This window comes from Halogeometricum sp. S1BR25-6 (assembly GCF_031624495.1).
Lineage (GTDB): Archaea > Halobacteriota > Halobacteria > Halobacteriales > Haloferacaceae > Halogeometricum > Halogeometricum salsisoli.
Genome location: NZ_JAMQOP010000001.1, coordinates 943417 through 964199, shown reverse-complemented (window position 1 = coordinate 964199; position 20783 = coordinate 943417). Strand labels below are relative to the sequence as shown.

The window sequence follows — 20783 nt, the reverse complement described above, 5'->3', positions numbered from 1 at the left end:
CAGAATTGTCACGCCGCGACGCGCTGTCCCGCCGCGACGAGGTTTCAAACCTTGACGAACTTTCATCCCTCGAAAAGCGCTATGTGGGGGGCGCGACAAGGAGGGAGTAGATGGACACCGCGCTCGAAGAGATAGAGTTCCTGGCGCTGTCGGCCAACCGGGTGCAGGTGCTCGATGCGTTGCGCGAGGGCCGGCAGACGCGGCGCGAACTCGTCGAACGCACGGGGGCGTCTCAGCCGACGCTGGGACGCATCCTGCGTGATTTCACCGACCGGCACTGGATCGAACGCGACGGCGACGGCTACGCGGCGACGGCGACGGGGCGACTCGTCGCCGCGGAGTTCACCGACCTCCTGGAGACGCTGGAAACCGAGAAGAAACTCCGCGAGGTGGTGCAGTGGCTCCTCACCGAGGAGATGGGGTTCGACCTCCGGCGCCTCTCGGATGCGACCATCACGACGCCGAGTCAGACCCGCCCCGGCGCGCCGGTCCAGCGAGTGTTGGAACTGCTCGAACGCGCCGAGTCGGTTCGCATCTTCTCGTACGCGTTCAACGAACAGAGCCTCGACGTGATTCGCCGGCGGACCGTCGAGGAGGGACAGACGTTCCGAGGGGTGTTCTCGCCGGCGGCGGTGGACGCCCTCGCGCACGATTCCGCGCTTCGGCGCCGACTCCACGAACTGACCGACCACGAGGACGCCGCGGTGCGCCTGTACGACGGGGAGATTCCGCTGGCGGTGACGATAACCGACGACGTGGCGCACCTCTTCCTCCGCGACGAGAACGGCCTGCTCCGGGCGGCCATCGATTCGGACGACCCCGAGGTGCTGGCGTGGGCCGAAGCGCGGTTCGAGCGGTACTGGGAGGAGTCGTCGTCGCTGGACGCGGAGAAACTGACGGAGTAGGTCGGACGGAGACGGCGGGAACGCGACGGGCGCCGCGGCACCGGCGGACGGGCGCCGGAGCGGCGACCCCGAACGTCGCCGAACGTCACAGGACGAAGACGCCGACGAGTACGAGAACGACGACGGCCGGAACGAACGCCAGGAGGAGGTTCGAGTCGTCGCCGGGGTCCGAGGGTATCCGGGACGGGCCCGCGCCGGGGATGTCCTCCACACCGAAGTATGTTAACTTGCAGTGGGATTCTCTTCAGTGTCGCCGCTACGGGGCCGATTCGTTCCGACGACGGAGCGAAGAAGAGCGACCGGCCGCGTCCGATTACGCTTCGAGTTCCAAGCCCGCCTCGTGGAGGGCCGTCTCGGCGTCCTCGTCGCGGTGGATGACCGAACTCACCGCGCGCGTGATGGACTCGGGGTCGTCGTGCTGGAAGATGGAGCGACCCATCGAGACGCCGGCCGCGCCGGCGTCCATCGCCCCGCGGACCATCTCGATGGTCTGTCGGTCCGTCCCGCGACTGCCGCCCGCGATGACGACGGGGAGGCGCGTCGCCTCGCAGACGCGGTCGAAGGTGTCCGGGTTACCGCTGTAGGCCGTCTTCACCACGTCGGCGCCGAGTTCCTCGGCGAGGCGGACGGCGTGCGCGAGGTTCTCGGCGTCGTGCGGGTCGGTGTCGCGGCCGCGCGCGTAGTTCATCGCGAGGACGGGGACGCCGAAGCGGTGGGCCTTCTCGGTGAGTTCGCCCAGTTGAGTTATCTGGTCGGGTTCGTACTCGCTGCCGACGTTCATGTGGAAGGAGACGGCGTCGGCGCCGGCGCGGAGGGCTTCCTCGACCGAACCCGTGATGCGTTTGTCGTTCGATTCGGGGCCGATGACCGTCGACCCGTTCAGGTGGACGATGAAGCCCTTGCCGTTCTTCTTGGGGTGGACGCGCCGCGCGACGCCCTTCTGCGTGAGGACGGCGTCCGCCCCGCCGCGCGTGATGGCGTCGACGGTCGTTTCGAGGTCGACGAGTCCCTTCACCGGGCCGAGCGTGATTCCGTGGTCCATCGGGACGACGAGGTATCGTCCCCCTGTCGAGATGCGTTCGAGCCGTGATGTGATTCCTACGTCCATGGTGTGGTCAGTATGGTAGTGTGTAGCAAATAGGGCGTTATGTGCGTTCCGCTTCGGGCGCACGTTGCGCGAACCCGCGCTCCGCCCCCTGTTTCAGTTCCCGCGCTTTCTCCTCCAGTCGGGACGCCACCGCTCCGACGTCGTCGCCGTTCTCGTGCCCCTCCGCTACGATGTCGACGAGGGCGCTCCCGACGATGATGCCGTCGGCGCCCCCCGCGACGATTCGCTCGGCGTGGTCGCCGGTCTTGATACCGAACCCGACGGCCTTCGGCACGTCGTACTCTGAGAGTCTGTCGAGACTCGACGCGGTCTGCCCGGAGACGTCGTCCTGCGCGCCGGTGACGCCGAGTCGCGCCTGCACGTAGACGTAGCCGGACACCCGGTCCATGATACGGTCGAGTCGGTCGCCCGTCGTCGTCGGCGCGACGATGAACACGAGGTCCAAGCCGAACTCGTCGCACGCCTCGCGCAGGGGGTCGGCCTCCTCTGCAGGGAGGTCGGGGACGACGAACCCCGACAGACCCACCTCCGCGGCCTTCTCGACGAACGGCCGCGGTCCCTCCTCCGCACCGTATCTGTAGATGAGGTTGTAGTAGGTCATGCAGACGAGGGGAACGTCGACGTCGAGGGCCTCGACGAACTCGAAGAAACGGTCGGGCGTCATCCCGCCTTCGAGCGACCGCACGACGGCATTCTGGATGGTCGGCCCCTCGGCGATGGGTTCCGAGAAGGGGAGGCCGAGTTCGATGACGTCGGCGCCGCCGCGTTCGAGCGCTTCGACGTACTCGACCGAAGAGTCGAAGTCGGGGTCGCCCGCCGCGAGGTAGGGGACGAACGCCGCGCCGCCCTCGAAGGCGGCGTCAAGTGCGGGGTTGCCCATCTCAGAACCCCCCCGCGAACGCGTCCATGTCGGGCGCGATGTCGATGTCGCGCTTCGACGTCTCCTCGATGACCGACTCCAGGTCCTTGTCGCCGCGACCGGAGACGTTCACGAGCACCGTCTCGCCGAGTTCGTCGGCGTGTTCCTCCAAGTAGGCGAACGCGTGCGCCGTCTCCAGCGCCGGGATGACCCCCTCCAACTGCGAGAGGCGGTGGAAGGCGGTGAGGGCGGCGTCGTCGTCGACGTTGACGGCCGTCACGCGCCCCTCGTCGACGAGATGGGCGAGTTCCGGGCCGACGCCCGCGTAGTCCAATCCGGAGGAGACGCTGTGGCTCTCCATTATCTGGCCGTCCCCGTCCTGAAGCAGTTTCGTGCGCGCCCCGTGGAGGACGCCCTCCGACCCCGTCGACAGCGACGCGGAGTTGGGCGCGACGCCCGCCTCCTCGTCCACGTCGAGCGACGATCCGCCGGCCTCGACGGCGTAGAGACCCACGCCCTCGTCGTCCACGAACTCGGCGAACGCGCCCATCGTGTTCGACCCGCCGCCGGCGCAGGCCAGCACCGCGTCGGGCAGACCGTCCGTCTTCTCGCGCATCTGCGCGCGCGCCTCCTCGGAGATGACCGACTGGAAGTCGCGGACCATCGCCGGGAACGGGTGCGGGCCGACGACCGACCCGATGACGTAGTGGGTATTCTCGACGTTCGTCGCCCAGTCGCGCATCGTCTCGGAGATGGCTTCTTTGAGGGTGCCGCGGCCGACGGTGACGGGGTTCACCTCCGACCCGTTCAGGCGCATCCGGAAGACGTTGGGTCGCTGGCGGTTGATGTCGCGTTCGCCCATGTACACCTCGCAGGGCATGTCGAGGTGCGCGGCGGCCATCGCCGTCGCGGTGCCGTGCTGACCCGCGCCCGTCTCGGCGACGATGCGCTCTTTGCCCATGTACTTCGCCAGGAGGACCTGTCCGAGGGCGTTGTTGAGTTTGTGCGCGCCGCCGTGGAGGAGGTCCTCGCGCTTGAGGTACACCTCGCAGCCGTATCGCTCGGAGAGTCGCTCCGCGTGCTGAGTGGGCGTCGGCCGCCCGCCGAAGTCGCGGAGGCGGCGCCGGAACTCGTCCATGAAGCCGTCCTCGTTCTCCAACACGTACCGCTGGTACGCGTCGTTCAGTTCCTCGATGGCCGGCATGAGGGCCTCGGGAACGTACTGTCCGCCGTAGTCGCCGAACTTGCCGTCGAAGGTGGTTTCGCTCATTCTGTCGTCTCCGGTGTCTCCGTCTTCTCCGCGTCCGCACTCGCGTCCGTCTTCGCATCCTCGTCGGCGTCCGTCGCCCGCGCGAACCGCTCGGTGTTCGCGCGCACGTCGCCGTCCATGATGGCCGTGCCGATGAGGAGGGCGTCCGCGCCCGCCGCGCGCATCCGTCTCGCGTCCTCGACCGTTTTCACGCCGCTCTCCGCCAGGAGCGTCACGTCGTCCGGAGCGTGGGGCGCGACCGACTCGAACGTTTCGAGACTCACTTCGAGTTTCCCGAGGTCGCGGTTGTTCACGCCGATAATCTCCGCGCCCGCCGCCACGGCCGATTCGAGTTCCGACCGGTCGTGGACCTCCACGAGCGGTTGGAACCCTCGCTCGCGCGCCGCCGTCACGAGGTCCGGGAGGTCATCTCCCACGAAGCGCGCGATGAGGAGCACCAGGTCGGCCTCGACGGCGTCCAACTGCGACTCCTTCACCACGAAATCCTTCCGCAGGACCGGCACGTCGACGGCCTCGCGGATGCGTTCGAGGTTCTCCGTCGACCCGCCGAAGTGGTCGGGTTCGGTCAGCACGGACAGCGCCGTCGCGCCGCCGGCGACCATCTCCCGCGCGAGTTCGACCGGGTCGTCGGTCCGTTCGCCGTCAGTCGTCGGACTGGTGGGTTTGACCTCCGCGACGACCGGAACCCGGCCCGCCGCCTCCGTCTCCGCGACGGCGTCGGGGAACGACCGCGCCGCCACCGAGACCCGTTCGTCGCCGCCGGGTCGCTCCCGCGCGGCGTCGAGGATGGAGCGGACCTCGGCTGCAAGCGAATCCTCACTAGCGTTCATCAGTGTACACTAACGTACTCATCTGCACATAAGGCTTGCGCGTCGTCGTCAACGTTCAAGGGCGACCGGGAGAATCGGGAAGCATGAACGCCGGTGTGTTCGCCCGACAGTCGGACGTGCTCGGGCGAGCGGTGCAGATAGGCGTCGCCAGCGGTAGCATCATCAGCGTCTCCTTTCCCGCCGAGGTGCCGCCGGATGCCGAGTCCGAGCACTCGCTGCTCGACAGGGTGTTCGACTACTTGGAGGGGGAAGCCGACCACTTCGAGGACGCGCCCGTGGCGTTGACCGTGCCGACGGAGCACCGGCGCGTCCTCGACGCCGTCGGGAACGTCCCCTACGGGGAGACGGTCGAACTCCGACGCGTCGTCCGCATGGCGGGGCTGGACCCCGACGACGAGGCGGACGTGTCGACGGCGCGAACCGCGTTGCGGGAGAACCCGGTGCCGCTGTTCGTCCCGGACCACCGCCTCACGGACGCCGCGGGAGCGACGCCCGACGAGGTGGCTCGACGGCTGCGGGCGCTGGAATCGGAGTAGCTCGCTCTCGAGGCTACGTCAGCCGCCCTGCCCAGTCGAGTTCGAGGCCCTCGTGGACGACGAACTCCAGGGCGTTCACGAGGTAGTGTGCTAACACGACGGCGAACAGGCTTCCCGTGAGGACGTACGCCGCCGCGAGGACGAACCCGAGCGCCCCGGTGACGAGCACGCCGAGGCGCCCCTGGGCGTTGTGTCCGAGGGCGAACGCGACGGACGAGACGACGGCGAGGAGCCACGGCGAGACGCCGAACCCGGCGGCGAAGGCGCCGATAAGGGCGCCGCGGAAGAGCAGTTCCTCGAACCCCGCGATGAGCGGGAGAACGAAGAAGAGGAGGACGACCCAGCCGGCGGGGGTGTCGGGCGCGAGCGCCTCCCTGAGTTCCTCGGCGTTCCCGAGTCCGCGTGCGGCCCCCAGCGCGGCCCCGACCTGATTGACGACGTAGAGGACGACGCCGAGTGCGGCGCCGCCGACGAGGGCCGGGACGGAGAGGGAATCCGGTCCCGCGCCGAACGCCGAGCGGGGAACCTGCGCGTACCACGCGCCCGCGAGGAGGAAGACGGCGAATAGTCCCTGCGAGAACGCGACGTTGGCGAGCAGTTCGGCGGTCGATAGCTCCGGAATGCCTCCGGCTTCGACCCCGTTTCCGTCTTCGTCTTCGTCCTCGCGTACCGGGTCCAACCGGTAGCGGACGCCGGACTTCGGGAGGACGACTTCCCGGTGGTCTGGGGTGCCCCCGGACGGCTTCCGCGCTCGGTCCGACGACCCCTCGGGGTCGGCCGGCGCCGCTCGAACGTCGCCGTCCCCGTCCTCGTCTTCGCTCCCGTCGCCGACCGCGCGGTGCGGCCGCTCGTCGTCGGGTAAAATAGCGCCTCGGGAGGCGAACGAGAGAATCAGCAGCCCTGCCGTGACGACGCTCGCAAACGCGGCGAACGTCGCCCAATCGGGCATCCGGCGGTTACTGCGGGCTCGGGCTCGACGGCCCGGACACCTGCTCCGGCTTGAACGCGGAGCCGGTGATGCTCTTGAGGCGGTCGACGAGCGAGTCCTTCTCGGGTTCGCCCTCGAGCGCCACGTCGAGCACTTCGCTGATGTGGCTGACGGGGATGATTTCGACCATCTCCTCGTACTCCTCTTCGATCATCACGTCCTGCATGTTCGCCTGCGGGATGATGATCTTCGAGCAGCCGGATTTCGCGGCGGCCTCTATCTTGTGCGTGACGCCGCCGACGGGGAGCACGTCCCCGCGGACCGACAGGCTGCCGGTCATGGCGAGCGACTGGTCCACGCCGACGTTCTCCAGGGCGGAGATGACCGCCGTGGCGACCGTCACGGACGCGGAGTCGCCCTCCACGCCCTCGTAGGACTGCACGAACTGGATGTGGATGTCCTTCTCGGAGATGTCCTCGTCGGAGAACTTCTTGATGATGGCCGACACGTTCTGGACGGCCTCCATCGCTATCTCTTGGAGCTTCCCGGTGGCGATGACCTCGCCCGGCCCCTGCGAGGGCGTGACCTCGGCCATCACGGGCATCATGATGCCGGAGTCCTCGCCCATGACGGCGAGGCCGTTGACGCGGCCGACCTGGTAGCCGTCAGCGACCTGCAGTTCGTAGTCCTTGCGGCGCTCGATGTAGTCGTCCGCGAGCTGCTGTTCGATGGACCGGCTGCGGCCCTTCGCCTGCAGCACGTGCGCGCGGGTGACCATGTCGGCGTCCTCCGCGCGGGCGATGTCGCCCGAGACGCGGACCAGTCCGCCGAGGTTACGCAGCAAGAGCGTGAGGTGGCCCTTGCGACCCGCGCGGCGGCGGGCTTCGAGGATGATTTCTTCGATGGCCTCGGTGTTGAAGTCCGGCAGGCGGCCGTCCTTCTGCACCTCCTGTGCGATAAATCGGGTGTACTTGCGCCGCATCTCGGGGGTGTCCTCGATGGTGTCGTCCATGTACACCTCGTACCCGTACCCTTTGATACGCGAGCGCAGGGCGGGGTGCATGTTCTCCATCGCGTCGAGGTTCCCGGCGGCGATCATGATGAAGTCCGTCGGGACGGGTTCGGTCTGGACCATCGCGCCCGAGGAGCGCTCGGACTGGCCCGTGATGGAGAACTCGCCCTCCTGGATGGCCGTCATCAGGTGCTGCTGGGAGCGGATGTCCAGCGTGTTTATCTCGTCGATGAACAGCACGCCCTTGTTCGCCTTGTGGATGGCGCCGGGTTCGACGCGGTCGTGGCTCGGCGTCTCCATCCCGCCGGACTGGAACGGGTCGTGCCGGACGTCGCCGAGGAGCGCACCGGCGTGCGCGCCCGTGGCGTCCTGGAACGGCGCGGCCGCGCCGTCGGCGTTGTTGACGATGAGGTTCGGAATCATCGCGTCGCTGCCGCGGGAACCGTAGCGGAAGGCGAGGTAGATGACGCCGGCCGCGAGGATGCCGAGCAGTATCTGCCCGGCGATGATGAGCGAGTAGCCGAGGACGATGGCGATGATGATCCACATGAGGAACGAGCGCATCTGGTTGCGCTTGCGCGCCTCTTCCTTGTGGGCCTCGACTATCTGTTCGCCCTTGCTCGCGGGGACCGTTCGAACCTTGGGGTTGTTGCCGTCGTCGGGGTTGTGGTAGACGAGAACGTCCTGCAGTTCCTCTTTGGGCAGCAGTTCGGACATCGCCTTGGCGAGCATCGATTTGCCCGTCCCGGGCGACCCGATCATCATGACGTGGCGGCGCTGTTTGGCGGCCTTCATGACTACGTCGCGGGCGTGCTCCTGACCGATGACTTGGTCGACGAGGCGATCCGGCACCTCGATCTCGCTCGTCGAATCGATCTGGAGCCCGCCGAGGAGGTCGTCTTCGTCGACGTCGTCGTCGACGTCGGCGTCGACTTCCACGTCGCTCCCGAGGTCGTCGATGGTCCGCTTGTCGACGTCGTCGGTCCCGTCGTCGGGGTCCGACTCCGGGAAGGCCTCCCCGTTGCCGGCGGAGGAGTCGGGGGCCTCTTCGGGGATGTCGACCCCCTCTTCCGAGGAGTTTTCGTCGGTATCCATGTCGTTACTCATAGAACTGTTTCGCTACTTCAAAGAAAGGCTGCACGACTGATATACTTTCTCCCCACGTGCGTTCCCCCTACCCAGACGCCATTCAGCGGATTCAGACCTCGTACATCGTGAAATCGCGGATTAGACGGACTCGCCGGGTTTATAAAGGCAGCCGAAGAAATCGAAAGCATGCGGGGGTTCTACATCGGTCGCTTCCAGCCCTTTCACAACGGCCACCACCGGATGGTCGAAGAGATAGCCAAAGAGGTGGACGAACTCGTCCTCGGTATCGGTTCCGCCGGCGACTCCCACTCGCCGCGAAACCCGTTCACGGCGGGCGAACGCGTCATGATGGTGACGAAGTCCGTCGCGGACTTCGACATCACCACCTACGCCGTCCCCATCGAGGACCTGGACAGAAACTCCGTCTGGGTGAGCCACGTTCAGAGCATGTCTCCCGCCTTCGACGTGGCGTACTCGAACAACCCCCTCGTCATCCAACTGTTCTCCGAGGCCGGCGTGGAGGTGCACCAGTCGCCGATGTTCAACCGCGACGTGCTGGAGGGCACCGAACTCCGCGACCGGATGGTGCACGACGAGAACTGGCGCGACTTGGTCCCCGACCCCGTCGAGCGCATCATCGACGAGGTGGGCGGCATCGAACGCCTGCAACGCGTCAGCGACACCGACTCGAACGGCGGGCGCGACGACTACCCCTCGCCGTCGTAACGGGGTGTCGGTTCCGCTCGGCCCGCCGGCGCTGCCCGTCGTTTCGGCGCCGTCCGTTCCCCCGTTCGCCCCCGCCGCCATCGCCGCCATCGCCGTCACCGCCCCCGACCCGTTCGTCGTGATGAACGTCGTCGGTCTGCTCGCGTTCGCCGTCGCGGGGTCGCTGAAGGCGTCCGACGCCGGTCTCGACCTGTTCGGCGTGGCCGTCCTCGGCGTTCTCACGGCCCTCGGCGGCGGCACCGTCCGCGACGTCCTGGTCAACCGACCCCCCGCGTCGCTGACGACGACGGGCGACATGACCGTCGCCCTCGTCGGCGTGGCTCTCGCCGTCGTCCTCGCGCGGCGCGCCCCCGAACACGTTCGTATCCTCGACAGTCGCGCGTTCCTCGTGAGCGACGCCGTCGGCCTCGCGGCCTTCGCCGCGACGGGGGCGCTCGTCGGCACGGACGCCGGACTCGCGCCGTACGGGGTGGTCGTCCTCGCCGCGGTGACGGCCGTCGGCGGCGGGTCGTTCGCCGACGTGTTCCTCGGTCGCGTGCCCGTCGTCCTGCGCGAGGACTTCTACGCGACGCCCGCCCTCCTCGGCGGCGGCGTCTTCCTGTTCGCGCGCGTCGTCGGCGCGCCGACCGGGGTTTCCGCCGGCGCCTGCGCCGGCGTCGTCTTCGCCCTGCGGATGCTGGCGCTCCGGCGCGAGTGGCGACTTCCGCAGGTCTGACGACGCGCCGGTCGCTCCGAGGGTGACGGCGAGAGAAAGAAAGAGAGAGAAAACGACAGTCTGCGACGCTACGGTCTTACTCGGCGGCGATGACGTCGTCGATGCGGACGATCATCGTCGCGGCTTCGGTGGCGGACTCGACCGCCTCGCGCTTGACCGCGGCGGGGTCGAGGATGCCGTGCTCGACGGGGTCGCCGATTTCGCCGCTGCGACCGCTGGAGATGACGCCCGCGATGCCCTCGTTCTCGTAGCGCGCGCGCAGGTCGACCAGGGCGTCGATGGGGTCCATGCCGGTGTTCTCCGCGAGGGTACGCGGGAGCGCCTCGACAGCGTCCGCGAACGCCTCGACGGCGAGTTGCTTGCGACCCTCGATACCCGCGGCCTCGGCGCGGACGTGGTCGGCGATGGCGATTTCGGTCGCGCCCGCGCCGGGGACGACGCCGCCCTTGTCGAGCGCCGCGACGGTCACGTCGATGGCGTCGTTGATGGCGCGTTCGAGCTCGTTCACGACGTGCTCGGTGCCGCCGCGGAGGAACAGCGTGACTGCCTTCGAGGCGTCGCCGCCCTCGACGAACACGAGGTCGTCGTCGCCGTACGTCTCGATGGAGACGGAGTCGGCGCGGCCGAAGTCCGACTCGTCGAGGTCGGTGGCGGAGCCGAGGCGCTTGGCGCCCGTCGCGCGGGCGATGGCGCGCGCGTCGGATTTCTTCACGCTCTTGAACGCGAGGATGCCCGCGTTCGCGAGGTGGCCGGCGACGCGGTCCGAGATGGACTTCGTGCAGAACACCACGTCGACGCCGGCGTCGGCGAACGCCTTCGCGTAGCCGCGGAGTTCGTCGTCCTCGGCCTTCAGAGCCGCGTCCAACTGCTCGACGGAGGAGATGGTGTACTCGGTGTCGACCTCACCTTTGCGGACGTCGAGTTTGACGTCGAGAACCGCTACGGTGGCATCTTCGACGGACGTGGGCATGGTGTCGTTGACGGGGTCCTTGTCGATGACGACGCCTTCGATGAGTTCCGTCGCCGAGGAAGACGCGCCCGTGCGGGTCAGCACGCGGACGTCGTCGCGGTCGAACCGACCGTTTTCGGCGTGGACCATGCGGACCGCTCGGACGACGTGCTGTGCGAGGACGTCGGCGGTCACGTCGCCGGTTCCCTTGCCGGTCATGCTGGACTCGGCGACCGTCTCGAGGAGGTCGTCGTCGAGGTCGACGTCGAGTACCTGCGCGTCGATGGCCTCCTGCGCGAGGCGGGCCGCCTCGGTGTAGCCCTCCACGATGACGGTCGGGTGGAGGTCCCCTTCGAGGAGGTCCTCGGCGTGCACGAGGAGTTCGCCCGTGAGGACGGCCGCCGTCGTGGTGCCGTCGCCCACCGCCTCCTCTTGGGTCTCGGCCACCTCGACGATCATCTGCGCGGCGGGGTGTTCGATGTCCATCTTCGCCAAGATGGTCGCGCCGTCGTTGGTGATGACCACCTCGCCCGAGGAGTCGACGAGCATCTTGTCCATCCCGCGGGGGCCGAGCGTCGTCCGGACGGCGCTCGCGACGGCCTTGCCCGCTCGGATGTTCGAGTCTTGGGCGGCCTGACCGCGCGTTCGGGAGCTACCGCCGGAGAGAATGTACAGGGGTTGCTGCATTCGTGATGACATGAGTATGAAACCTCACCCCTGTAGACGCCAGCGGTTCTATAAATACATTTCGCTGACTTTGTGTCGAGAAATCGCACGACAGAGACCGTATAAGGGTGCTACTCTGTCGCAGCCCGGCGCCGGGTTTTGAGATAAGTGATACAAAAATCATTTGGCCACCGAAACCGCCCTAAATCGAACTGGTCGTTTGGATGAACAGTGCTGATAAGCTATTTGACCCCGCCCGAGAAGGTCGAACCGTGCTCGAACTGAATCACGGGTTCCGGGTGGTGGACGTCCACGCGCGGTTGGACCCCGACGGCGAGGAGTCGGTGGCCGCGCGGGGGCGGGAGATACGCCCCGAGCGGTTGGAGCGGGAACTCCACCAGGCGGGGGTCGTCCGCGCCGTCGTCTCGCCGGGGCGGCGCGCCGAGGGGGAGGGATACCTCCGCGCGAACAACGCCGTCGCGCGGATGAGCGTCGACCGGCCGTTCGTGGCGTTCGCGCGCGTGAACGGCCCGCGAGACCCGAGCGGACGCGCCAGCGCGCGCCTGCGGAACCTTACCGCCTCGCGCGACGACAGTCACGCGGACCCCGACGACATCGAACAGTACGCCTACGACGACCGGTTCCACGGGTTCGTACTCGCGCCCGCCGTCGACGGCCTGCCCGACGAGGAGACGCTCGACCGGTTGGACGACGTAAGTCTGCCCGTCCTCGTCCACGGCGGCCGGGAGTTCACGCCCGAGGACGCCGCCGAGACGCTCCTCCGGCGCGAGTTTCCCGTGATTCTGGCCGGGTTCGGCGGGTACCCGCTGGAACGGGACCTGATGCACCGGAGCATCGACCTGTTGGACGAGTCCGACGGCCTCTACCTCGACACGAGTTTCGTCCGCTTCCGCGACGTCATGGAACGGGCGCTGTTGGAACATCCCGACCGGGTGCTGTTCGGGAGCGGTGCGCCCGAGGCGCACCCGAACGTCGGCGTGATGGAACTACTGACGCTCGACGTCTCGGAGGACGCGATGCGCCGCGCGTTCTCGAAGAACGCCGCGCGCGTCGTGCCGGAACTCGGGCCGGGCGACGGATGAGGGTGAGAGCGAGAGTGAGAGTGAGACCGAGAAGTCAGCGCCAGTCGTAGGTGGCCACGGCGCGGTCGGTCCGCTTCGAACAACCGTGGGGGTTCCGCGTCGTCGTTCGGTCGCGGGCGCGGGCGACGAGACCATCCGAGATGCCGGTTGCCATCCCGCCGACGACGTCCTTGCCCGTTCCGAACCACCCCGTCGGCGACCCGTCGCCGCGAATCACGTCGCGGGCGGCCGAGAACGCGTCCGTCCAGGCGTGCCTGAGCGTCCGTCGGGCGACGGTCGGGCGCAGACCGTAGTTCTTGGCGAGACGGTAGCCGAGCGAACGGTACTTCCAGCCCCAATCGCGTTCCTTCACGCCGCCGTCGGCCTCGTACTCCGTCCGGACGCTCATCTCCGGGCGCCACGTCACCGTCTCTCCGACTCCCGCAAGTCGGTGGGCGACGTCGCGTGCGCCGCCGGTGAGGAGGTACTCGTCGAAGCCGTCGAGTTCCTCCAAGGCGTCGCGGTGGAAGGCGACGTTGCCGCCGTTGAAGTAGGTCACGTCGCGGCCGCAGATGGTCCGCCGTTCGAGCGTCTCGGTGGTCATCCCGGCGCGGAGCGTTCGGTGGGAGGGGCCGGTGACCGCCGCCGCCTCCTCCAGTCCGTCGGTGACCCCGTCCAGCCACTGTTCTTCGGCGGCGAAGTCGTAGCGCAGGAACGCGATGGCGTCGCCCGAGGTGGCGCGGATGCCGGCGTTGCGGGCGACGTTCAGCGTCCGGTCGGAGATCTCGACGAGGACGTCCACGTCGTCTCGGTCGCGCACCATCCCCGTGGTGCCGTCGGCCGACGGGCCGTTGACGACGACGACTTCGGCGTCCGGGGCGGCCTCGGCCAGAGCGTCGAGGCCGGCCGCGAGGCGGTCCCGACCGTTGAGCGTCGGAACCACTACCGAGAGATGCATACCCGTCCGTACGGACGGAGCGACTTAAATGCCGCCGCTCCGGCGGACGGAAGAAGAAGCCGGAATCAGTCCGCGTCGGGGACCGAGGCCGTCCAGTAGGACACCGACGCGAGACGTTCGCCGAGCGACGTCCCGCCGAACGAGGTGTCGAGACCGCGGAGTTCGCTTGCGACGCCGTTCGGCATCTTTCGGTAGACGCCGTACGGGACGACGAAGTCGTGGTTCGCCTCGGTCAGTCTGAGACCGGCGTCGCGGAGGAGGCCGTCCACCTCCGACTCGCCGTAGAGCCGCGACCCCATCGGCAACAGCCAGTTGTACACGAGGCGCGCGCTGGTGTCGTTGAACGTGTCGAAGAACACCACGTCCTTCGAGACGCGCGCCATCTCCGCGAGGAACTTCGCGGGCGTGTCCGCGAGGTGGAAGAACCGCATCGCGAACACGGCGTCGAAGTGGTCGTCGGGGAACGGCAGACGCGCCGCGTCGCCGCGGAGGAACTCGATGCGCTCTGCGACTTCGGACCCCGCCCGCCGCGCCTTCTCGCGTCCCTGCGTCATCATCGCCCGAGAGATGTCGAGTCCGACGATGTTCGCGCCGCGTTCGGCGAGCATGACGGTGAACCGACCGGTACCGCAGGCTATCTCCAAGACGTTCTTGTCCTCGACGGGACCGACGGCGTCGAGGACGGCCTGCTTCTCTCGGTGGTCGATGAGTCGCCCGCCGCGGGAGAATCGCTTCGAGTCGTACTCTTGGGCGACGTCGTCCGCCTGGTACCACTCCTTTCCTTTCACACTACACCGTACTGCACGCCGACGGCCTAAAACCGTACTGGATGCGGCCGGACGACCGACCGCCGCCGGGCGCGCCGACGGCGGGGCGGACCGGCCGCGTCGCGTTCCGCCCGCGTCCGCCCGGCTAGCCGCTTGTGACGACGTTCTCGGCCGGGATGCGGACGATGACCCGTCCGCCGGACTCCTCGTCGTGGTAGGGGTACTCGTCGACGTCCATGTACCGCCGCGCGAGTTCGTCGATGTGTTCGCGGGCGCCCTCGTCGACCAACTCCGCCTCGCCGCGGACGGAGACGTACCGGTACGGGTCGTCCGGGTCGAGGACCGAGACGCCGACCTTCGGGTCTCGCTGGACGTTCTTCACCTTCCGTCGGCCGTACGCGCTGTTGAGGAGAACGTACTCCCGGTTCTCGTGACCGACCCAGACGGGCGTCACCTGCGGCGTTCCGTCGGGCATGACCGTCGCGAAGTGGGCGAACGACTTCTTCTCGAAGATGTCGACGTGCGATTCGGGAATCACGTGCCGTCCGTCGCCGCGGCGCGAGAAAACGGTTCGGTCCCATAGCCCTAGTATGACCTTATTTGTGTATAATGTGACTGCATTGTTTTGACACACTTGTAGCCAAGCTTTACCACGGCAGACGTGTTCGCGTGGAGTATGAGCACCAGTACCGCAGAGATGAACCGTGAGGACCCCCTCTCGGAGGGCGAGTTCCGCGAACGACTCCGAGAGCTACCCCCGAGCGCGAAGCTCGTCGCCAAAGTGTTGGAGGGCGACGCGCCGCTCTCGCAGGGGGAACTCGCGGAGGAGTCCCTGCTCCCGGACCGGACCGTCCGCTACGCGCTGAACCGGTTGGAGGAGTCGGACCTCGTCGGGTCGCGCTACAGCTTCAAAGACGCCCGAAAGCAGGTTTACTTCCTGAACACGTAACGCGGACTCGGAGAACGACCGTGGACGGCGACTGCAGGACGGACTGACCAAGCCACCTCCCGCCGTCCACCAGTACGGTTTTTTCAGACCCTCGCGAACCGGGAGTCGTGACGCCAATCGTTCGCGAACCGGTCCCGGTCACCACTCGTGCGCCCGCGGGGGCGACGAACGCCTACGTCGTCGGGTCCGACCGAGCGCTGCTCGTCGACCCGGCCGACCGGACGGACGAACTGGACGAACTCGTCGCCGGGCGAAGCGTCGAGCACGTGACGGTGACCCACACTCACCCCGACCACACCGGCGCGGTGCGGGCGTACGCCGAGGAAACCGACGCGACGGTCTGGTGTCGGCGCGGCCGCGAGACTCGCTTCGCCGGCGCGACGGGGGTCGAACCCGACCGGACGTTCGCCGAGGGCGAGCGGATTCCGGTCGGCGGAGACGACGGCGGCGTGACCGTCCTCGACATGCCGGGGCACGCTCCCGACCACGTCGCGTTCGAGGGCGACTTCGGCGTCTGCTGCGGCGACCTCGCCGTCGCCGAGGGCAGCGTCGTCGTCGGCGCGCCCGAGGGCAACCTCCGCGCCTACCTCGTCGCTCTCCGCCGCCTCCACGCCCGCGACCCGTCCGCGCTCTACCCGGGACACGGCCCGGTCATCGACGACCCGCGGGCGACGTGCGAACGCCTGCTCCGGCACCGCCTGGACCGCGAGCGGAGCGTCCTCGCGGCCGTCGACGGGGGTGCGGCGGACGTCGACGCCGTCGTCGACGCCGCCTACGGGAAGGACCTCACGGGGGTCCGCGACCTCGCGCGCGCGACGGTCATCGCGCACGTCGAGAAACTTGACGCCGAGGGGCGCCTCCGGTACGACGCGGACACCCAGTGCGTCGAACCCGTCTGAGCGGCGTCCGCGGGGGGTCGACCGACCGAGAGTGTTTTTCGACCGCGCGCCGAAGCGACGGTGTGAGCCACGCCGGACCCAGTTTGGAGGAGGAACTCGAACGCGCCCGCGACCTGTCGGTCTCCGATATCGCGGACGCCATCGAGTCCATCGGCTTCGAGTGTACCCGGTGCGGCGCCTGCTGTAAGGGCCACGGGAACGAAGACGGGGGCGAGGACACCGACGACCGAGAACCGCACACCGCGACGGTGTTCCCCGACGAGGTACGGGAGATACAGGAGGCATCGGAGGACCGCTCCGAGTGGCGGGACGTCGCCCGGCCGATGCCGTACGGCCTCTCGGAGGGCGACGACGGGCCGGAGGGCGAGACGTTCGAGTGGGCGCTCCAGACCGACGCCTGCGGCGACTGCGTCTTCTACGAAGAGGCGGCGACGGAGGAGGGGACGAAGGGCGCCTGCACCGTCCACGACGACCGACCGCTCATCTGCGAGACGTACCCGTTCAGCGTCGGCCTCGACGGGACGAGTCAGCCGATGGGCGAGGCGGTGGACAGCGTCGCGCTTCCGGCGCAGGGAGACGCCGACGAGGCCGGCAGCGGAGAGGAGACGCTCCGCGCCCACGAGTGCGAGGGCCTCGGCCGCGACATCTCCCGCGAGAGTGCCGAGGAACTGGCCGAGGCGCTGAAAGAACGCGCGATTCGGGAACTGGAGGAGGCCGTCGGCGTCAGAGACGAGTACCGTCACGTCGACACGGGACCCGGCGAGGTGGTCGTCCACGACTCCGAGGGTGCGAAGCGACCGGACGGGTCGGCCCTCGACGACTGAACCGGAGCGGGGAGGAGTCGCTCGACCGCTCGGACGTCCGACGCCGGCGGTACACATTTAACAGTTCCACGAGAGTTTTGCGTGGAGGTCTATCACGGTGGAAATCTCAGATAAACTCCTGTGTCTGTTCAACACCGACGTGCGCGCGGAGGACGACCGGTACGTGGTCGAAGTTCCGAAGCGCGAAGTCGAGTCCGGCACGGTCGAACCCGGCGAGACGTATCGCGTCGCTCTCATCTCCCGCGAATCGGTCGACTCCGAGGAGTCCGCGGACACGAGCACCGCGTCGACGACGCCCTCGTCCGAACCGCAACCGCCCGTCGAAGTCGGCGAACTCCGGTACGTCGAAATCGAGGACATCGGTAAGCAGGGCGACGGCATCGCTCGCGTCGAACGCGGCTACGTCATCATCGTCCCGGGCGCGGAAGTGGGCGACCGGGTCAAGATAGAGGTAACCGAGGTCAAATCCAACTTCGCCGTCGGCGAAGTGATAGAGGACGACTTCTAACGGCTTCTGACGACCCGTCGCGCGAGGAGTTCCCGAAGGCCCGCGGAGAGCGGACCGGGAGGAATTCGAACGCGCGAACCGCTCCGGCGAGGCGTGGCATCGGGTCTCTTCTCCTTCCGTCTCGCGGAGGCGGGCACGGCCGGCGCGTCCCGAACCTGCGAATCACTCGGTACAGCGGAGCGACCGGCCGCGACCAAAGCGAGCGAGCGAACCGACTCCCGTTCTCCGGCGTTCGGCACCCCGGCTACCGTCCGTCTCTGTTCCGGAGGCGCGACGACGGACCGCGACGCTCGTCGGGACGGTGACGCCACCCGACAGAGGCGCAACCCGCCACCGAGTCCCGTCTCCTCACTCGCTCTCGGTTCTGTCGTCGGTATCGGTGTCGTCCCGTTCGCCGCCGGTTCTCGGTAGCCGCTCGTCGCCCTCTATCGGCGGGATGTCCATCTGGGGTTCGTGGGTTATCTCCTCTTTGTCCGCCTCGTCGAGCACCTCGTCGCCGACGGTCAGTCCGAACTCCTCGGCGCGTTCGCGCCAGAACTCCCGGTATCCCTCGTGTTCGACGTCGCTGGTCACCGTCGTCTCGCCGCGTTCGACGCGGGCCTCCTTCTCGCGCACCTCGGCGATGAGGTCCTCGGCGAGGTCCGTCGACAACTGACCGCTCAGTTCCGCCTCGGTGATGGCGCTCTCCTCGGCCTGGAGGATGCGCGTCTCACCCTGCAGGAGTTCCTGCTTCAACAGCGACGGTTCGGCTTCCAACAGCGACCGGACGACGTGGTCGAGCTCCTTCTTCTCGCGGCCGTACTCGCGGCGGAACCGCTCGTAGACGTCCGTTCGGATCATGTTGCGCTCGTGGAGTCGCTCGGCCTCGTCGAGCGCTTCGTCGACGGCCTTCGCGCGGGTGAGCAGCAGGCTGTAGAGCTTCTGTTCCTCCCCGGAGGTTTGAACGCCCACGGTGCGGAGGAACCGCTTCATCGACAGGCCCTGCACGACGAGGCTGAACGCCGCGATGCCGAAGACGAGGACGCGCATCTGCTGTCGCGGTCCGACCGCCTCGGGGAGACCGAGGACGAGGGCGATGGGAATGGAGCCGTGGAGGCCGCCCCAGACGAGGACGTGCTGGTACTGCCGCGAGACGTTCGCGTTTGACAGTCGGTTGACGATTTCGGTGAGGGGGTAGACGGCGATGGCGCGCGCGGCGAGGACGAGGACGATAGCGGGAATCAGCACCTCGACCTCGGCGAGAATCTGCCGGATGGGCGTCTTCACGCCGAGGAGGACGAAGATGAACGTGTTGACGACGTAGGCGGCCGTCTCCCACGTGTTGAACACCGCGGTCTTCGTCTGCGGCGACATGGCGTACTCTCGGCCGCGGTTGCCGATGAGGAGGCCGGCGGCGACGGTGGCGATGACGCCGCTGACGTGGAGGTAGTGCTCGGCGACGAGGAACGCGCCGTAGGCGAGCACGACCGTCAGGACGATTTCGGTCATGTGCTCGTCGAGGTTCGCCATCACGCGGTAGACGAGGTAGCCGCAGGCGAGGCCGACGACGGCGCCGCCGCCAGCGGAGACGACGATGCCGCTCACGAGTTCCGTGACGCCGTCCAGCGTCGCGAGGTCCGCGGCACTGTCGCCCGCCTCGATCAGTGCGAGCAGCGCCGAGAAGATGACGACGGAGATGCCGTCGTTCATGAGGCTCTCGCCCTCCACGAGGACCGAGAGCCGTTCGGGCGCGCCGACCTGCTTGAACAGTGAGAGCACCGAGACGGGGTCGGTGGGGAGGATGATGGTGCCGAACAGGAGTCCCAACAGGAGCGTATAGCCGAACAGACGGGTCGAGACGAGTCCGACGATGACGATGGAGATTGCCAACCCCACCGTCGCCATCGTCGCCATCACGGGGAAGTTGGCCCTGAACTCGTCGATGTCGGTCGTCGCCGCCCCCTCGAACAGGAGCGGCGGGAGGACAACGAGCAGGATGATGTCGTGCGTCAGGGTGATATCTATCCCGAGACCGACGATAGAGGCGGCGAACCCGGCGATGAGGAGCGCGATGGTGTAGGGGATGCGTCCGATTTTCGCCAGTAGCGCGCCCACACCCCCGGCGATGAGGAAGACGGTCAGCAGGTCGATGAGTTGTTGCTCGATTGCGCTCGTCGGCATTACGGGAACGTTTTCGACGGCGACGGATAGGTGCGGTGGCCCTTCGGGGTCCCGTCGGGCCTGCGGCCGGCGTCCGAGACGCCGCTGCTCAGATCGGTCGGGTCGACGCCACGTCCTCAACGGGCGTCGCGCCCGCCCAGACGTGGTTGAACAGGTCCTCGCCGAACGCCGCGGCGGCGTCGGTGTCCGCGACGAGTTCGGTGCGCGGGTCATACGTCCCGTCGAGTCGCGGCAGCGAGAGGAGCGTCCGTCCGTCGACCGCCGCCAGGGCGAACGACGCGTCGGCGACCCGGACGGAGAGGCGTTCCGGGAGGGGGACCGCCCCCTCGCGGCGGCGAATCTCCTCGACGACGGCTTCGGTGACGAGGAGTCCCCCCGGCCGGTCGGCGCATACCTCCCGGAGCGTCCGTCCGAGACCCGGGAGGTGAACGGGCGAGACGACGGATACCGCGTCGGCGTCGCGGAGGTGGTCGTCGACGAGACGCACCGCGCCTCCGGGGTCGGTCTCGGACGCGCGGAACACCTCCGCCCCCGCGAGTTCGCCGAGACGGGCGCGGAAGGCGTCGGGGAGGGCACGCACGTCGTGCGTCCGCCAGTAGCCGGAGTCGGTCTCCAACAGCGTCTCCACTCGCCGTCGGCGTTCCACCGCGTCGGCGACGACGCGTCCGAGGCCGGTGAGGCGGACGCGTCCGTCGGCGGTTTCGACGAGGTCGCGGTCCCGGAGGCCGTTCGTCGCGGCGTACACGCCGGACTCGCTGGCGTCGAGGGCGGCGCAGAGTTCCCGGACCGGTCGCGCCTCTAACCGGAGGGCGACGACGACGGACTCGCGGGTCCGCGAACTCTCGACGTACTCGACGGGTCCCCCCTCCGAACTGTCGGTCACGTTCGCAGCGTCGACGCGGTCCGAACTAAACCCAGCGGTCGGCGGTTGGCAGTCGGCGGTGGCGGTCGATGGGCGGCGCCCGCGGACGGAGGGACTCGCGTTCGTCGAGCGGACCGGACCGGGGTCCGGTCCCGGGAGGGCCGAAGCGAAGCGAGAAAGC

The 20783-nt window shown here is 68.2% G+C and carries 22 protein-coding genes; 9 read left to right on the top strand and 13 right to left on the bottom strand.

Annotation, left to right across the window (positions count from 1 at the left end; translation table 11 throughout):
- Positions 1–110 precede the first annotated feature (110 nt).
- Positions 111–905, top strand: coding sequence for a helix-turn-helix transcriptional regulator (locus NDI76_RS05075; protein ID WP_310922922.1), 795 nt, complete (start codon positions 111–113; stop codon positions 903–905).
- An 85-nt stretch (positions 906–990) separates the two neighbouring features.
- Here NDI76_RS05075 and NDI76_RS05070 read toward each other — a convergent pair whose 3' ends face one another.
- From NDI76_RS05070 to trpC, 5 genes are all read right to left on the bottom strand, one after another.
- The gene (locus NDI76_RS05070) at positions 991–1116 is read right to left on the bottom strand and encodes a hypothetical protein (protein ID WP_310922921.1); all 126 of its coding nucleotides are present in this window, start codon (positions 1114–1116) and stop codon (positions 991–993) included.
- Positions 1117–1218: 102 nt separating this feature from the next.
- Positions 1219–2013, bottom strand: a complete 795-nt coding sequence (locus NDI76_RS05065) for a 2-amino-3,7-dideoxy-D-threo-hept-6-ulosonate synthase (RefSeq protein WP_310922920.1) — start codon at positions 2011–2013, stop codon at positions 1219–1221.
- A 37-nt stretch (positions 2014–2050) separates the two neighbouring features.
- Positions 2051–2893, bottom strand: a complete 843-nt coding sequence (trpA, locus tag NDI76_RS05060; protein ID WP_310922919.1) for a tryptophan synthase subunit alpha — start codon at positions 2891–2893, stop codon at positions 2051–2053.
- 1 nt (position 2894) lies between these two features.
- Positions 2895–4142 (bottom strand): tryptophan synthase subunit beta, encoded by a 1248-nt coding sequence (gene trpB, locus NDI76_RS05055; protein WP_310922918.1) that lies wholly within the window; start codon positions 4140–4142, stop codon positions 2895–2897.
- Positions 4139–4972 (bottom strand): indole-3-glycerol phosphate synthase, encoded by an 834-nt coding sequence (gene trpC / locus NDI76_RS05050; protein ID WP_310922917.1) that lies wholly within the window; start codon positions 4970–4972, stop codon positions 4139–4141. Before trpC ends, trpB begins: the two co-directional genes overlap by 4 nt.
- An 83-nt stretch (positions 4973–5055) precedes the next feature.
- On the opposite strand from trpC, the gene NDI76_RS05045 reads away from it, so the two are divergent.
- Positions 5056–5508: an MGMT family protein gene (locus NDI76_RS05045; RefSeq protein WP_310922916.1), complete on the top strand. Its 453-nt coding sequence runs from the start codon at positions 5056–5058 to the stop codon at positions 5506–5508.
- Positions 5509–5521: 13 nt separating this feature from the next.
- Here the strand turns inward: NDI76_RS05045 and NDI76_RS05040 are convergent, their stop codons facing one another.
- Positions 5522–6457 carry a CPBP family intramembrane glutamic endopeptidase gene (locus NDI76_RS05040; RefSeq protein ID WP_310922915.1) on the bottom strand — a complete coding sequence of 312 codons (936 nt, stop codon included), beginning with the start codon at positions 6455–6457 and terminating at the stop codon, positions 5522–5524.
- A gap of 7 nt (positions 6458–6464) precedes the next feature.
- Positions 6465–8555 (bottom strand): ATP-dependent protease LonB, encoded by a 2091-nt coding sequence (gene lonB, locus NDI76_RS05035; protein ID WP_310922914.1) that lies wholly within the window; start codon positions 8553–8555, stop codon positions 6465–6467.
- A 168-nt stretch (positions 8556–8723) separates the two neighbouring features.
- Between lonB and NDI76_RS05030 the strand changes: the two genes are divergently transcribed.
- Positions 8724–9263: a nicotinamide-nucleotide adenylyltransferase gene (locus NDI76_RS05030; RefSeq protein WP_310922913.1), complete on the top strand. Its 540-nt coding sequence runs from the start codon at positions 8724–8726 to the stop codon at positions 9261–9263.
- A gap of 121 nt (positions 9264–9384) precedes the next feature.
- Complete coding sequence (locus NDI76_RS05025; RefSeq protein ID WP_310923866.1) at positions 9385–9978, top strand: trimeric intracellular cation channel family protein; 594 nt, start codon at positions 9385–9387, stop codon at positions 9976–9978.
- 76 nt (positions 9979–10054) lie between these two features.
- Here the strand turns inward: NDI76_RS05025 and thsA are convergent, their stop codons facing one another.
- Positions 10055–11614, bottom strand: coding sequence for a thermosome subunit alpha (thsA, locus tag NDI76_RS05020; RefSeq protein WP_310923865.1), 1560 nt, complete (start codon positions 11612–11614; stop codon positions 10055–10057).
- Positions 11615–11865: 251 nt separating this feature from the next.
- Between thsA and NDI76_RS05015 the strand changes: the two genes are divergently transcribed.
- Positions 11866–12696 carry an amidohydrolase family protein gene (locus NDI76_RS05015; RefSeq protein ID WP_310922912.1) on the top strand — a complete coding sequence of 277 codons (831 nt, stop codon included), beginning with the start codon at positions 11866–11868 and terminating at the stop codon, positions 12694–12696.
- Between the two features lie 34 nt (positions 12697–12730).
- On the opposite strand, the gene NDI76_RS05010 is transcribed toward NDI76_RS05015, so the two are convergent.
- From NDI76_RS05010 to NDI76_RS05000, 3 genes are all read right to left on the bottom strand, one after another.
- On the bottom strand, positions 12731–13633 hold the full coding sequence (locus tag NDI76_RS05010) for a glycosyltransferase family 2 protein (RefSeq protein ID WP_310922911.1): 903 nt from the start codon (positions 13631–13633) through the stop codon (positions 12731–12733).
- A 65-nt stretch (positions 13634–13698) separates the two neighbouring features.
- Positions 13699–14421 carry a class I SAM-dependent methyltransferase gene (locus tag NDI76_RS05005; protein WP_310922910.1) on the bottom strand — a complete coding sequence of 241 codons (723 nt, stop codon included), beginning with the start codon at positions 14419–14421 and terminating at the stop codon, positions 13699–13701.
- A 124-nt stretch (positions 14422–14545) separates the two neighbouring features.
- Complete coding sequence (locus NDI76_RS05000) at positions 14546–14938, bottom strand: PPOX class F420-dependent oxidoreductase (protein WP_310922909.1); 393 nt, start codon at positions 14936–14938, stop codon at positions 14546–14548.
- Between the two features lie 138 nt (positions 14939–15076).
- Here NDI76_RS05000 and NDI76_RS04995 point away from each other — a divergent pair, with 138 nt between their 5' ends.
- The 4 genes from NDI76_RS04995 to NDI76_RS04980 all read left to right on the top strand — a co-directional run bounded on the left by NDI76_RS04995 (position 15077) and on the right by NDI76_RS04980 (position 17580).
- A complete protein-coding gene (locus NDI76_RS04995) occupies positions 15077–15349 on the top strand; it encodes a MarR family transcriptional regulator (protein ID WP_008389180.1) in 273 nt (90 codons plus the stop codon).
- 107 nt (positions 15350–15456) lie between these two features.
- Positions 15457–16248, top strand: a complete 792-nt coding sequence (locus NDI76_RS04990) for an MBL fold metallo-hydrolase (protein WP_310922908.1) — start codon at positions 15457–15459, stop codon at positions 16246–16248.
- 62 nt (positions 16249–16310) lie between these two features.
- Complete coding sequence (locus NDI76_RS04985) at positions 16311–17072, top strand: YkgJ family cysteine cluster protein (protein WP_310922907.1); 762 nt, start codon at positions 16311–16313, stop codon at positions 17070–17072.
- Between the two features lie 97 nt (positions 17073–17169).
- Positions 17170–17580 (top strand): TRAM domain-containing protein, encoded by a 411-nt coding sequence (locus NDI76_RS04980; protein ID WP_310922906.1) that lies wholly within the window; start codon positions 17170–17172, stop codon positions 17578–17580.
- 348 nt (positions 17581–17928) lie between these two features.
- On the opposite strand, the gene NDI76_RS04975 is transcribed toward NDI76_RS04980, so the two are convergent.
- A complete protein-coding gene (locus NDI76_RS04975; RefSeq protein WP_310922905.1) occupies positions 17929–19740 on the bottom strand; it encodes a Na+/H+ antiporter in 1812 nt (603 codons plus the stop codon).
- Positions 19741–19828: 88 nt separating this feature from the next.
- Complete coding sequence (locus tag NDI76_RS04970; protein ID WP_310922904.1) at positions 19829–20623, bottom strand: helix-turn-helix transcriptional regulator; 795 nt, start codon at positions 20621–20623, stop codon at positions 19829–19831.
- Positions 20624–20783 lie beyond the last annotated feature (160 nt).